Source organism: Micromonospora parva, assembly GCF_040649675.1.
Lineage (GTDB): Bacteria > Actinomycetota > Actinomycetes > Mycobacteriales > Micromonosporaceae > Micromonospora > Micromonospora parva.
On record NZ_JBEZFX010000001.1, the window covers coordinates 521079 to 535336 of the forward strand.

The window sequence follows — 14258 nt, forward strand, 5'->3', positions numbered from 1 at the left end:
GCAACCACCCACGATCTCGCGATGCGGGTCAGGCGATGGTGCAGGTGGTGTTGTTGACGGTGAAGGCGGTCGGCTTCGGGTTGCTGCCGTTGTGGTTGCCGTTGAAGCCGAAGCTCACCGACGCGCCCGGCGCGATCGTGCCGTTGTAGGACAGGTTCGTGGCGGTGACCGCCGTGCCGGTCTGGCTGACCGTCGCCGACCAGCCCTGGCTGACGGTCTGCCCGCCGGCGAAGCTGAACCGCAGGGTCCAGCCGTTGATCGCGGTGGTGCCGGTGTTGGTGATCGACACGTTGGCGGTGAAGCCGGTGCTCCAGTCGGTGGTGGCGTACCCCACCGAGCAGGTGCCACCGACCGGCGGGGCCGCGGTGGTCACCGCTACCGGCGCGGACGCCGCGGAGGTGTTGCCCGCCGCGTCCACTGCCACCACGTAGAACTGGTAGGCGGTCGAGGCGGTCAACCCGGTCACCGCGACAGTGGTGCCGGTGGGTGAGCCGACGAGCGCGTCGGTGGTGCCGGCCTCGCGGTAGACCCGGTACCCGGTGACGCCCACGTTGTCGGTGGACGCCGCCCAGCTCAGTGTGAGTCCGGTCGCGGTGACCGCCGAGGCGACGGGGGTGCCGGGCGCGGTCGGTGCGGTGGTGTCCGGTGCCGGTCCGGCCGGCGTGGTGACGCTGACGGCAGCCGACGACGCCGACCGGTTGCCGGCGCCGTCGAGGGCCCGCACGGTGAACTGGTACGTCCGCTCCGGCAGCAGCCCGGTCACCGCGAGCGTGTTGGTGGTGGCGGTCCGCAGCACCAGCGCGTCGCTGCCGGTCTGCGACTGGGTGATCTCGTAGCCGGCCAGGCCGCTGCCGCCCGTGTCGGTGGACGCCGCCCAGGTCAGCGTGAGTCCGCTCGACGTGACGGCGGACGCGGCGGGTGTGCCGGGGACGGTCGGCGCGGTGGTGTCCGGGACGACCGGGCCGGGCTCCTCGCCCCAGACGCGGGTGGTGCCGGAGTAGAGCGGCACCTTCCGGTTCGGCCCGGCGGTGGCCTGGTACGACGGGTCGTTGGTCGGGTCCCAGGTGCCGCCCTCCGGCACGCCCACCTTGAACTGGACCTCCATCCGGTGCTGCGACTGACCTGCCGGGGCGATGGTGTACCCGGTGCAGTCCACCTCGACGTACCAGATGTCCCCGCTGAACTGCTTGGCGGTGGTCGGGGACGGGCAGCCCTGGGTGTAACCGGCGGTCACCTGCACCGGGCCGGTGCCGTCGGGCCGGAAGTAGTACCGGAACTTCCCGTCGGTCAGCGCGCGGGCCGGGAACGCGGACTTGTTGTAGACCATCACCTTGAGCCCGGTGGCCCGCGGTTCGGCCTGCGCCACAGTGGTCTCCACCGTCAGCTCGTCGATGTCCGGCGTCTCGGCGACCGGGAAGTTCGCCAGCGGGGTGCCGCCGTACTCGGAGGTCAGCCGGACCAGCGCGGAGGTGAAGCCGGCGTTGTAGTCGGTGGCCACCTCGTTCATCACGTAGTCCGACCGGCTGTCGCTGTACGCGTCGTTGGCCGAGGACGGGCCGCCGACCAGCGCGCCGTAGAGGGTGTGCCGGGTCTCGACGGGCACGGTCTGGCTGTCCCACCAGGAGCCGTGCGCGGTGCGGTGGTGCGGGTTCTTCGGTGAGTTGGCGCCGAACCCGATGACGTAGCTGGAGTTGCGCGGGTTGTCGCCGAGCGCGTAGTTGATCTGCCGGACGGCGAAGTCGTGGTAGCGCGCCTTACGGGTGGTGTCGGTGGTCTTGTCGCTGTAGACCAGCGCGGCGAACGAGGTGTTCGCGGCGTAGCGCAGCGCGCCCCAGGAGTCGAGCACCGCCATCCCGCCCGGCGAGTACGGCACCCGCTGCCCGTTCACCCCGACGGTCCAGTAGTCCAGCCACCGGTTGGCGTCGTCGACGTACTTCTGCTTGCCGGTCAGGTTGGCCAGCAGCACGTACGCCCCGAACTGCTTGTTGTCCCAGGCGATGGTCCACTTGTAGGAGCGGGTGGTGGTCTGGTTCTCGGTGCCGAGCTTGTCGTACTCGCTCTCGGCCTTGGTCAGGTAGCTGGCCTCGCCGGTGGCCCGGTGCAGCCAGATCGCGGCCCAGACCAGCTCGTCCTGCCAGCCGCTCCAGGACCGGTAGAAGCTCGTGGCGTCGGTGATGCACTCGTGGTAGGCCTTGCGCACCGTGTCGGCGAAGGTGTAGAGCTGCCGGGCGTGCCCGAGCAGCTTGTCCGCGTAGGCGGCGTCGGTGGGCCGGAACACCATCGAGGAGGCGGCCATCGCCGCCGCCGTCTCCCCCGCCAGGTCCGCGCCGCCACAGCTCGCATCGATCTTGTACGCGGGCCGCGCCATCGGCATCACCTCGGCCGGGCCCCACCACTTGTGGTCGTCGTCGCCCTTGCCGACCTGTCCGTAGAGGACGTTGGCGGACGGGTGCGCCTTGATGAAGTAGTCGTTGACGAAGCGCAGGTTGTTGAGCAGGTGCGGCAGTTGCCCGGAGGCGGTGTAGCCGCTGCGGTACTCGACGGCGCCCCAGGCGAGCATGGTGGCGCTGAACGCCATCGGGAAGCCGAACTTCACGTGGTCGCCGGCGTCGTACCAGCCGCCGGTGAGGTCGACACCCGCGCTGGCACCGTCGGTGAGCGCGCTGTCGCCGCGCCAGGAGACCCGGTTCCAGTCGGGCAGCCGGCCGGACTGCTGCGCCTCGTAGAAGAGCAGCGACTTCTGCAACGCCTCGGCGTAGTTGTAGGTCGCCGCTGGCGCGGCCGAGGCGGGCGCGGACGGCGGCGCGGTCACCGCGAGGGACGCGCCGGTGAGCAGCGCGACGCCGATGGCCAGCAGTCGCCGTGGCCAGGGCTGGTCGGCGGCCGGTGACCGGCCGGGCTGGCCGCTGAACGGCCGGGTCAGGTGGCGCATGGCGGGCTCCTGTCGGAGGCGCCGCCGGCGGTCGCACCGACGCGGGACGGCGTACGGGCGGCACGGCCACCGGCGACAGCGGGGGTGGCGGTGTGACCATGGGCCGTGGAAGCGCTCCCATGGATAGTCGACAATGTAATGTGCACGTCGTCGAATGGGAAGCCCGCGTTGCGCGCCAGCGCCGCAGCCCTCGCGAGCGTTACGGCGACACGCGCACGCCAGCCCGGAAGGTCGACCTGGAAGGCACTTCCCGTCCAAGACGTCGTCCCAGCTCAGACCGGTTGGCCGATGCCGTCGGCAGGCCCCCCGCATGGGATCATGGGCGGCCCCCTCGACCAATCCCGAAGGATTCCTCATGCCACTGCGTCGGCGCCTGACGCGCGCGGCCGTCCGCACGGCCACCGTCACGGCCGTTCTCGCCATCGCCTCCCCGGCCTGGGCATCGAGCATCGTCCCCCTCAACCCCGCCCACGCGGGCGCCACGGCGGGGACGTTCCAGCAGGAGTGCCAGGACCCCAAGTTCGGCACGCGACCCACCAACCAGGACGGCTGGCACTTCGTGCTGCCCACCAGGCGCGCCGGTGACTTCCAGAGCCTGACCTTGACCTTCAAGGACACCTCGGGCGTCTCGGTGACGGTGACGGTGCCGAACCCCACGGATCCGTACACCGACTTCCTGTCCGCCAACGGCGGCGGCGACAAGCAGGTGAAGCACGCCTACCTCTTCACCCCGGCGGGATGGACGTTGACCGGCGGCAGCGCCCAGGTCAGCGGCGAGGGCGACAAGTTCAACCTCAGCCACACGTGCGCCGGCGCCGGCACCACCGCGTCGCCGACCCCGACCACGCCGATCACGGAGACGCCGACGCCGACGCCGACGCCGGCGCCGACCACCGACTCGCCGACGCCGACCACCCCGACGCCGACCACTCCGGTCACGTCGACGCCGACGGGCTCGCTCTCGCCGTCGGAGTCGGTGGCGCCCGGCGGATCAGCCTCGACCCCGGGAGGCGCTGGCGGCGGCGACAACGGGGGCAGCCTCCCGCTCACCGGCGTGGCCGTCACCAGCATCGCCCTCGGCGGTGTCGCCCTGATCGGTGGCGGCGCCCTGCTGATGATGCGTCGCCGACGCGACCGGATCACCTTCACCAGCTGACCGACGAACACCCACGACCGGTTCCGGACATCGCTCCGGGGCCGGTCGTGGGCGTTTCGCATGCCTCGCTCCTCCACATCGGAGGTCCCCCGGCCCGCCTTTCGTACTGACGGGTAACCAAGCCAACAACGTCACAACATTCATGCATTTCGATGAAGTGTCCGCCGTACCCGCTGTTCACGGCCCTTCGTCGCGAGTCGAACACCGGACGACTTCGGCCGGCCGGCGCCCAGCCAGACAAACGTACGGTTGCTGACCGACTACCGCGCGCGGGACAGTACCGACCATCAGCGGTGCCGTCGACGCCGCCGCTCCCCGGTCAACCCTGAGGAGAACGCGATGGCACTACGACTCGCCGACGGCACCGCCTGGACCGACATCCTGGCCCGCGCGGTGGCCGCCACCCCGGAGGCGTTCGGTCCCCAGGTCGACGGCGTCACCACACTGCACAACCTGGTCGAAGGCGAATGGCGGGCAGTCGGCCAGCCCGCCGCGGTTCGTACCCCGGTGGACAACACCGTCCTGGTCAACCTGCCCCGCCTCGACGCCGACACCGCCCGCGCCGCCGTCGCACACGCGGCCACCGCGCACCGGGCCTGGGCGCAGACCCCGCTGGCCGACCGCAAGGCCCGGGTCGCCGACGCCCTCGACTCGCTCACCGCCCACCGCGACCTGCTCGCCCTGCTGCTGGTCTGGGAGATCGGCAAGCCGTGGCGGTTGGCCTGCGCCGACGTGGACCGGGCGCTCGACGGCGTCCGCTGGTACGCGGGCGAGATCGACCGGATGCTCGCCGACGGCCGCGAGCCGCTACCCGGCCCGGTCAGCAACATCGCCTCGTGGAACTACCCGATGAGCGTCCTGGTGCACGCCGAGCTGGTGCAGCTCCTGGCCGGCAACGCGGTCATCGCCAAGACCCCGTCCCAGGGCGGCGCGGTCTGCCTGACCGTCGCGCACGCGCTGATGCGCCGCGCCGGGCTGCCCGCCACCCTCGTCTCCGGCAGCGGCGCCGAGCTGTCCGAGGTGCTGGTCCGGGCACCCGAGATCGGTGCGGTGGCGTTCGTCGGCGGCCGGTCCAACGGCGGCAAGGTGGCCGCCGCGCTGCTCGACAGCGACAAGCGGCACTTCATCGAGCAGGAGGGCCTCAACGCCTGGGGCATCTGGAACTTCTCCCAGTGGGACCTGCTCGCCACCCACCTGAAGAAGGGCTTCGAGTACGGCAAGCAGCGCTGCACCGCGTACCCCCGGTTCGTGGTGCAACGCGACCTGGTCGACGAGTTCCTCGACATGTACCTGCCGGTCGTCCGCTCGGTCCGCTTCGGTCACCCGCTCGCCGTCGGCGACGACTGGGCCGCCGGTGACCCGCTGCCCGAACTGGACTTCGGTCCGCTGATCAGCGCCGCCAAGGCCGAGGAGCTGCACCGCAAGGTCGACGAGGCGATGCGGGGCGGCGCGATTCCCCTGCACCGGGGCAAGCTCACCGGCGCGCCGTTCCTCCCCGGGCAGGACACGTCCGCGTACGTGGCGCCGTCGGTGCTGCTCGCCCCGCCCGGCCGGTCCCGGCTGATGCACGCCGAACCGTTCGGGCCGGTCGACACCATCGTCGTGGTGGACACCACCGACGAGCTGCTGGCCGCCATGAACGCCTCCAACGGCGCGCTCGTCGCCTCGCTGGCCTGTGACGACACCGACGAGGCCGGCAAGCTCGCCGTGGACCTCCAGGCGTTCAAGGTGGGCATCAACAAGCCACGCTCACGCGGCGACCGGGACGAACCGTTCGGCGGCCGGGGCGCCTCCTGGAAGGGCGCGTTCGTCGGCGGCGACCTGCTGGTGCAGGCCGTCACCGTCGGCGGCGACAGCCGGCTCTACGGCAACTTCCCCGACTACAGCAGCTACCCCGCCACCTGACCGAGGTGCGCGGCGAGGGCCTCCGTCGACAGGCAGGGGGCTCTCGCCGCGACGTGCCGTTGGCGTACCGTCCAGTGATGGCCATGATCGCGCAGCTCTCGCTGGGAGTGTCCGACGCGGACCGGGCGGGGGCATTCTGGGCCGCCGCCCTCGGCTACCGTCGACGCCCGCCCCGCCATCCCGGCGACGAGTGGATCGTGCTGGAGCCGCCGCCCGGAATGCCCGGCGCTGCCATCGCGATGGACCTCAGCGAGAGCCCGGCCGAGGAGTTCCCCCGCGTCCACCTCGACCTGGACGCCGGTGAGCGCACCCTCGACGAGGAGGTCGACAGGTTGCTGACCCTCGGCGCCCAGCGTGTCGACTGGCGGCACTACCCGACCGATCCACTCCCGACCGAGCCCCCGTACGTGGTGCTCGCCGACCCGGAGGGCAACCGGTTCTGCGTGTCGGGTCGGCGCGAACCGCCCGAGGGCCCCCGCTAGCCGCCCAGTACGGTCACCGCGGCCGGGGCGGCGAGCGGCACCGTGCAGCTGAGCACTGTGCCGTCGCGTTCGGTGGCGGCGGGCCGGTCCAGCCGGCGCAGGGTACGCAGCATCGGTGCGTTCTCGGCCTGCACGTGCAGCACGAGCGCCGCGTAGCCGGCCGCGTCGGCGTGCCGCACCAGCCGGCGCAGCAACGCCGTGCCGAGGCCCCGCCGCTGCCAGTCGTCGCGCACCAGCAGCGCCACCTCGGCCTCGTCGCCCTCGCCGAGCAGGTTCGCCATGGCGACCACCGACTCCGCCGCGCCGTCGACGGCCACCGTCATGGCCAGCAGGGTCAACCCCCGCTCCGGCTCCAGCACCCGGCGCAGCCGGGCCGGCTGGGGCAGCGACGCTCCGCCCAGATAACGCCGCTGCCGGCTTCGCGGGGAACAACCCTCGTGCAACTCCAGAACGCCCGACAGGTCGTCCGCGCACGCCGGCCGGACGGACACCTCGGCGCCGTCGGGCAGCACCAGGGTGACCTGTTCGGCGGCCCGCCGCGCCACCGTGGCGGCCAGCTCGACAAGGGCCTGCGCCCGCGCGTACTCCGCCGGGGTGAACGCGGGCGCCGCCCGGCCCAGCGTGAACGCGCCGCCCGCCGGATCGGCCAACGACATGCTGGTACCGGCGATGCCCCGCTCGACGCCGGTCGACGCCGGTCGCCAGCTCACCGAGTCGGCGCCGAGCAGCGTCCGCAGGGCCTCACCTGTCGAATCCGGGTCCCGCACCAGCCTGTTGGCGAGACCGAGCATCCGGGTGGGCTGGTCGACCAGGCCACGCGCCTCGCTGCGCGCCACCCAGCAGTCCCGCCCACGACCACGCTCGACGGCCGCGACCAGTTCGGCCTCGTCGAGCGTGTCCGGTGCGTCGACCAGGAAGTCGTCCACCGCGCCCTGCTCGGTGGGCTGCACCTGCACGGTGAGGATGTTGACCCCGCGCAGCGCGAGGCTGGCCGTGAGCACCGACAGGTAACCCGGCCGGTCGTCCACCGTCGCTCGGATCCGCCACAACGTCATGGTTGGCTCCCTTCACCGGGTACCACCCTCGTCTCCCGCTGTTGCCTCCCGATTGCCCGGCGGTGACGGGTAGCGCTCAGGCCGATGTCCCCGCCCGGGTGTTCCGCTACGCGGTGCGGCCGCGGTAGCCGATGGGGCCCTCCCCGACCCGCTGGTAGGTACCCAGGAACCCACCGTCGCCGAAGGCGACAGTGCCGTTGTTACCGCGCAGGTCCCGCCAGGCCAGCCTGGTGACCGGGCGGCCGGCCGCGGCCACCGAGAGGAGCAGGTCACCCGAGCGGTGCCACCCACCGGCCCAGCCCTCCTGGGTGGAGAAGCGCCGAGCCTCCTTGGCGACGGTGTCGCGCTGGGTCAGCCGGCCACGGAACTCCGTCGGCTCTCCGCCCGGCTGCCGCCGCCAGCCGTAGAAGGCGGCCTGCTGCTTCTCGAACGTGATCGCGTACTCGGCGCCGGACTCGTCGGCCCAGGCCACCTGCTCGAGAACGGCCTGCTCGCCGCGGTCGATGAAGATGGTGATGTCGCCGGCGTCGCTGGCGTACCGCAGCACCGGCTCGGCGATCGCCCGCCGTTCGAGGGCCAGTCCCGCCTGGTCGTGTGCGTGCATCGGGTCGATCGTCACCCGGTACAGCCACAGCATGCTGCGGGCGTCGACACCGCTCTCGATGCGCAGCGTGTTCCGGCCGGCCGTCAACTCCTCGGCCGGCACCGCGAAGACCAGCCGTTGCGGGAGCCCGCCGCCGTTGGGGATCCGCAGCCGGTTGGCCAGTGGCCTGCCGTTGAGGCGGACGGTGAGCGGGGCGTACCCGGGCGCCCGGGAGAGCATCGACGCGAGCGCCCGGACGGCGACACAGGCCTCGCCGACGACGGCCGGGTCGGGCACGTCGAACTCCAGCTCGACCGACCCGCCGGCCCCGATGGCCAGGTGGTCGCCGGCGGCCGAGGAACGGTCGACGCCGGTGATCGTGACGTTCCCGACGCGGGGCGGCTCGGTGCCGAAGTCGGCGTAGGTGGGGTCCATCTGGATCCCGGGCCGCCGCCCGCTCGCCGGCGCGGCAGCCGGCGGCCGCAGCAGCACCTCGTAGGACCGGGCGGTCCGCTCGGCGTTGCCGTATCCGATGTTGGCGGCGCCGAAGGCCGACCGCACCTTGCCGATGTGCAGGGCGCCCGGCCCGACCGCCGCGCGGGCGACGTAGAGCGGTTCGCCGTCAGCCTCGTGGCCCGCCGGCAGCGCGTCCGCGGGCACCGCCCCACCGGACGCGATGCCCCAGACGCCGTGGTCCATCAGCACCTCGTACTCGTCGACGCGGACCTCCGCGCCGGCCCAGGTGGTCTTGGCGGCGCCGAAGGCCGGGCGGACCTCGCCCGGGTGCACGCCGCCACGCATCCGGACGCGGCACACCCACAGGGGCTCACCGTCCGCCGCGTACCCGTGCGGTACCGCGCCCGCCGGGATCGCGCCACCGCCGGCTGCCTCCCAGCGATATCCATCGAAAGCCAGGTCCATTCCGGAGAGGCTAGATCAACAGGGTCGGGCCTCGCCGACCACCCAACCCCGGTGGGTGGCGGCTCAGGGATTGACGGTGACCGGCGGTACGCCGACCAGGTCCAGCCGGTCCCCGAGGATCACCGCGCAGGCCCGGACGAGCTGGGAGAGCCGATCCACCTCGGTGGTGTGGAACGCGGCGGCGCTGAGCGTGTCGCTGTGCTCCCGGGCCACCACCAGGACCAGGCCGGCCCGTCCGAACGGCGCGACCGCGTGGTGGGTGCCGTCCGCCGTGGTCAGGGACCGGCCGCGCAGCGGCGTCACCTCGGGCAACCGCAGCGGTACGGGTGCCCGCCAACTGGCGTGCCCCACGGTCGCCCCGGGGCCACCCCCGGACCGCGAGGCCCAGTCCAGCGGGACCACCGCCGCCACCGCCCAGTCGGCCGCCAGCAGACCGGGCACCGCGTCGACAAGGGTGGCCAGCCCGTCGGCCGGGTTGGCCGCCACCTGGGCCAGCAGCTCGGCGTCCTGGCCGGTGGTGGTGGGCGCGCCGATCGCCCGCCACACCCCGTCCACGCGGACGCCGGGGATCGCCGCCAGCCCTGCCAACAGTCCCTCCACCCGGGCGGCGCCAGGCCAGACCACAGTGAAGTCGTCCACCGCGCGCCCGCCGAGCCGCTCCAGGACCACCACCTGGACGATGTCCGCGCCGGAGACGCCGAGCGTGCGGGCGACCTGGCCGAGGGTGCCCGGACGGTCCGGCAGGGTGACCCGAACTCGCAGCAACATGTCTGTCCCTCCGCTCGGCGGCCGGCGGCGGCCGGCAGGCTGGTCACAGCCTGGTCGTTGACCATTTCGTCCCTGTTGCAGGGGCATGTCCCGAGCGGAAATTTGCGGGTTGACGGCCGGCGAAGGGCCCGGCCGGGGCGCTACGGCAGCCCACCCAGGGGCAGGACCGGCGTGGAGGCGAGCTGCGCGTGGTAGTCGGCGGCGGACGTCTCCCGACCCCACTGCGGCATTCCGGTGGGCAGGTCCAGTGGGTCGGTCTCCACCTCGACGAGTGTCAACTGGGCCGGCCGTCCGTCGATGCCGGCCAGGATGGTCGCGAGTTCACCCTCGGTACGGGCCACGTGGGCGGTGAAGCCCTGCTCTCGTGCGAACACGGCGGGCAGTTCGGTGTACCGCCAGTTGTCGATGTCGTTGTACGGCTGGTGCCGCCCGTCGACGGCCCGTTCGACCGTGTAACCGCCGTTGTTGACCACGATGATGACCGGACGTTGGTTCGTGGCGAGCATCCGGCTGATCTCCTGCACTGTCAGTTGGAGAGATCCGTCGCCGGTCACGAGCACCGTCCGTCGATCCGGTGCCGCCACCCCGGCACCGAAGGCGGCCGGGGTGGCGTAGCCGATCGAGCCCCAGATGGGCGGCCACACGACCGTGACGTCGGCGGGCAGTCGCATCGTCGCCGCGCCGAAGGACGGGGTGCCGGTCTCCGGAACGAAGATGTCCCCCTCACGCAGCATGCTCTGGATCGCCGGCCAGAGCCGGGCCTGCCGGATCGGTTCGTTGTTCGACGGGTCGAGTGCGGGCGGATCGGCCGCCAGCAGCGGCGCGCGTGACCACTGCGCCGTACGGTTCGGGGCGATCTCGTGCAGGCAGCGCAGCGCCGCCGGCAGGGCCACCGGGGCGAAGCGGGTGCCCGCGACGACTGCGGCGTCCCGGTGCAGGCTGATGACCCGGTCCACCGTGATGTCGGCGGTGAACAGGCCGTCCCAGTCGAAGAACGTGGTGCCCAGACAGACGAGCGCGTCCGCGCCCTCCACGACCGCGCGGACCTCGTCGACGCTGTCACCGCCGTTGTAGACGCCCACGTAGTGGGGGTCGGACTCGTCGAGCAGTCCACGTCCCAGCGACTGTGCGGCGACCGGCCAGTTCCGTTCGGCGGCCATAGCCGTGACGGCGGCGCCGAGGTGGAAGCGGATCGGCAGGTTCCCGACGAGCATGGCGGGCCGCTCGACACCGTCGAGCAGCCGCCGGGCGGCCGTGGCGAAGGCGTCGAGCTGCCCGGCCGCCACGACCGGCTCGGGGCGGGTGAACCGTCGCCCCGGCCGGGCGATTTCGGCGTGGGCCACGTCGCCGGGCATCCGGACGTAGACCGGACGCTGCTGCGACCAGCACTCGGTGAGCACCCGGTCGACCTCCCCCAGGGCGTTCTGCGGGGTCAGCGAGGTCTGGGCGACAGTCACCTCTCGCGCCACCCGTACCCAGTGGTCGAAATCGCCGTCGGCGAGCGAGTGGTGCATGGAGGTGTGCTGTCGCATGATCTCCTCGGTCGGACCGCCGACGATCGAGACGATGGGTACCGACTCCGCCATGGCCCCGGCCAGCGCGTTGACCGCCGACAGCTCACCGGGACCGAACGTCGTGAGGATCGCTCCGACGCCGGCGAGGCGGGCATACCCGTCGGCGCTGAAGCCGGCGTTGAGCTCGTTGCAGCTGCCGACCCACTCGATCCCGTCGAACGCCTCGATCTGGTCGAGGAAATCCATGTTGTAGTCGCCTGGCAACCCGAAGACATGGCGCACCCCGAGGTCGTAGAGCCGGCTGAGCAACAGCTCACCCACCGTCGTCGTGCCCCCGCTCGCCTTCACCACGATTGACCCCCGTCGCTCCGGGGACCGCCTCCGCGGCCCACCATCAAGACCATATCGGGGCAATTCCCATGAAAGGCGTGGATTGTTCCCCTTGAGACGCCCCGGCGGCGGCGCTGGCCCGCGTGGCCGAAGCCCTCCCGACGAGACGTGCGGTGAATCTGACCTTGACAACGTGAACGGGCTGCCATCAACTGGTCGGATGAGTGATCCGGCCGTCGATGCGTCGCGGCCGGAGGCCGTCCCCACCTCACCCGCGGGTCTGCCCCTGGACCGTCTCGCCGACCACCTGGCCAAGCACCGACCCGAGCTGCTCGTCGGGCCGTTGCGCGCCCAGCTGATCGCCGGCGGCAAGTCCAACCTCACCTACCTGCTGCGCCTCGGCGACCGCGAGGTAGTGCTGCGCCGCCCCCCGCTGGGGCACGTGCTGGCCACCGCGCACGACATGGGGCGCGAGTTCCGGGTCATCTCGGCGCTCGCGCCGACCGAGGTGCCGGTGCCGGGCGCGCTGCTGCTCTGCACCGACCCGGACGTCATCGGCGCACCGTTCTACCTGATGGAACGGATGCCCGGCGAGGTGTTCCGCACCCGCGCGCAGACCGACCCGCTGGGCGACGAACGACGCCACGACCTCGCCATGGCGATGATGGACACCCTCGCCGCGCTGCACAGCGTCGAACCGTCCGCCGTCGGGTTGGCTGACTTCGGCCGCCCCGAGGGCTACCTGGCCCGGCAGGTGCGCCGGTGGGCCGGTCAGCTCGACCGCTCCCGCAGCCGCCCGCTGGCCGGCATCGACGAGCTGCGTGACCTGCTCGCGGCGACCGCCCCGGAGGGTGCGAACGCCGGCCGGATCGTGCACGGCGACTACCGCCTCGACAACCTCCTCGCCTCGGCCGACCCCGTCGCCGTGCACGCGGTGCTCGACTGGGAGATGGCCACCCTCGGCGACCCCCTCGCCGACCTGGGGCTGCTGCTGACGTACTGGGACGTGCTCGGCGGCAGCGACACCGCCGAGGGCAACCCCGTCGCGGACGGGCTCGGCCCGCGCGCCGGCTTCCCCACCGGCGGCGAGCTGATCGACCGGTACGCCGGGCGCAGCGACGTCGACGTCGGACCACTGCACTGGCACGTGGCGCTGGGCTGTTTCAAACTCGCTGTCATCTGCGAGGGCATCCACTACCGCCACACGCTCGGGCAGACGCTCGGCGAGGGCTTCGACCGGATCGGCGAGATGGTGGCACCGCTGGTCGCACACGGGCTGACCGCCGCCAGGGAGCGGTGATGGACTTCTCATACGACAGCCGGACCGAGGAGCTGCGCGACGAGCTGACCCGGTTCCTGACCGAACACGTCTACCCGGCCGAGCCCGTGCACGCCGAGCAGGTGGCCGCCGGGGACCCGTGGTCGCGTACCCCGGTGTTGGCCGAGCTGAAGGCGGAGGCCCGCAAGCGCGGCCTGTGGAACCTCTTCCTGCCCGACCCGCGCTACGGCGCCGGCCTGACCAACCTCCAGTACGCTCCCCTGGCCGAGCTGACCGGGCGCAGCCCGCACCTCGCGCCCGAGGCGGTCAACTGCGCGGCACCGGACACCGGCAACATGGAGCTGCTGGCCGAGTTCGGCTCGGAGACGCAGCGGCAACGCTGGCTGATGCCGCTGCTGGAGGGTGAGATCCGCTCGGCGTTCTGCATGACCGAGCCGGACGTCGCCTCCTCCGACGCCACCAACATCGCCACCCGGATCACCCGCGACGGCGACGAGTACGTGATCAACGGACGGAAGTGGTGGTCGTCGGGCGCGATGGACCCGCGCTGCGAGATCTTCATCGTGATGGGCAAGACCGACCCCACCGCGGACCGGCACCGCCAGCAGAGCATGGTGCTGGTCCCCCGGGACACCCCCGGTGTGACGGTGCGCCGGGGGATGACCGTCTTCGGCTACACCGACGGCTCCCACGGCGGGCACGCCGAGATCGACTTCACCGACGTCCGGGTGCCGGCGGAGAACCTGATCGGCGCCGAGGGCACCGGCTTCGCCATCGCGCAGGCCCGCCTCGGCCCGGGCCGCATCCACCACTGCATGCGACTGATCGGGATGGCCGAACGGGCACTGGAGCTGCTCTGCCGCCGGGCCAACGACCGGATCGCGTTCGGCCGGCCCCTGGCGGAGCAGGGCGTCGTGCGGGAGTGGATCGCCGAGTCCCGGGTCCGCATCGAGCAGGCCCGGCTGCTGGTGCTCAAGACGGCGTGGCTGATGGACACCGTCGGCAACAAGGGCGCGCACACCGAGATCCAGGCCATCAAGATCGGCACTCCGGCGATGGCGGAGTGGGTGATCGACAAGGCCATCCAGGGGTACGGCGGCGCCGGCGTCAGCCAGGACACCCCACTGGCCGCCCTCTGGGCGCAGACCCGCACCCTGCGCCTCGCCGACGGCCCCGACGAGGTCCACCGCAACTCCCTGGCCAAGCGCGAACTCCGCCGCTGGGCCCCCACCTCCGCCTGACCGCCGGCACCAACCCTGCCCCACTCACCCGTCCCGCGCACGCCCACCGCGGCCCCGCACGCCGCACGCCCCGCCCGCACGCCCCGCCCAAC

Annotated in this window: 10 protein-coding genes; 5 read left to right on the forward strand and 5 right to left on the reverse strand. The window is 72.5% G+C overall.

All coding sequences use genetic code 11. The features are described from left to right. Positions 1-28: 28 nt before the first annotated feature. Complete coding sequence (locus AB0C03_RS02290) at positions 29-2932, reverse strand: glycoside hydrolase family 9 protein (RefSeq protein WP_030336140.1); 2904 nt, start codon at positions 2930-2932, stop codon at positions 29-31. A gap of 355 nt (positions 2933-3287) precedes the next feature. Here AB0C03_RS02290 and AB0C03_RS02295 point away from each other — a divergent pair, with 355 nt between their 5' ends. The 3 genes from AB0C03_RS02295 to AB0C03_RS02305 all read left to right on the forward strand — a co-directional run bounded on the left by AB0C03_RS02295 (position 3288) and on the right by AB0C03_RS02305 (position 6475). Then, a complete protein-coding gene (locus AB0C03_RS02295; RefSeq protein WP_357633679.1) occupies positions 3288-4088 on the forward strand; it encodes an LPXTG cell wall anchor domain-containing protein in 801 nt (266 codons plus the stop codon). A gap of 339 nt (positions 4089-4427) precedes the next feature. Next, positions 4428-5993 (forward strand): aldehyde dehydrogenase family protein, encoded by a 1566-nt coding sequence (locus AB0C03_RS02300; protein WP_030336144.1) that lies wholly within the window; start codon positions 4428-4430, stop codon positions 5991-5993. Between the two features lie 77 nt (positions 5994-6070). Next, positions 6071-6475, forward strand: a complete 405-nt coding sequence (locus AB0C03_RS02305; protein ID WP_030336146.1) for a VOC family protein — start codon at positions 6071-6073, stop codon at positions 6473-6475. Here the strand turns inward: AB0C03_RS02305 and AB0C03_RS02310 are convergent. From AB0C03_RS02310 to AB0C03_RS02325, 4 genes are all read right to left on the reverse strand, one after another. Further along, entirely contained in the window at positions 6472-7530 is a 1059-nt protein-coding gene (locus AB0C03_RS02310) for a GNAT family N-acetyltransferase (protein WP_357633684.1), read from the reverse strand. The genes AB0C03_RS02305 and AB0C03_RS02310 overlap by 4 nt on opposite strands. Positions 7531-7636: 106 nt before the next feature. Further along, complete coding sequence (locus AB0C03_RS02315) at positions 7637-9034, reverse strand: DM9 repeat-containing protein (RefSeq protein ID WP_357633686.1); 1398 nt, start codon at positions 9032-9034, stop codon at positions 7637-7639. A gap of 63 nt (positions 9035-9097) precedes the next feature. Beyond that, positions 9098-9802, reverse strand: coding sequence for an ACT domain-containing protein (locus tag AB0C03_RS02320; protein ID WP_030336152.1), 705 nt, complete (start codon positions 9800-9802; stop codon positions 9098-9100). A 140-nt stretch (positions 9803-9942) separates the two neighbouring features. Next, the gene (locus AB0C03_RS02325) at positions 9943-11667 is read right to left on the reverse strand and encodes an alpha-keto acid decarboxylase family protein (protein WP_081884003.1); all 1725 of its coding nucleotides are present in this window, start codon (positions 11665-11667) and stop codon (positions 9943-9945) included. Positions 11668-11866: 199 nt separating this feature from the next. On the opposite strand from AB0C03_RS02325, the gene AB0C03_RS02330 reads away from it, so the two are divergent. Together AB0C03_RS02330 and AB0C03_RS02335 are read left to right on the forward strand one after the other, a co-directional pair. Further along, complete coding sequence (locus tag AB0C03_RS02330) at positions 11867-12946, forward strand: phosphotransferase family protein (RefSeq protein WP_210858046.1); 1080 nt, start codon at positions 11867-11869, stop codon at positions 12944-12946. Next, positions 12946-14166 carry an acyl-CoA dehydrogenase family protein gene (locus AB0C03_RS02335; RefSeq protein ID WP_030336158.1) on the forward strand — a complete coding sequence of 407 codons (1221 nt, stop codon included), beginning with the start codon at positions 12946-12948 and terminating at the stop codon, positions 14164-14166. The genes AB0C03_RS02330 and AB0C03_RS02335 overlap by 1 nt, the downstream gene beginning before the upstream one ends. Positions 14167-14258 lie beyond the last annotated feature (92 nt).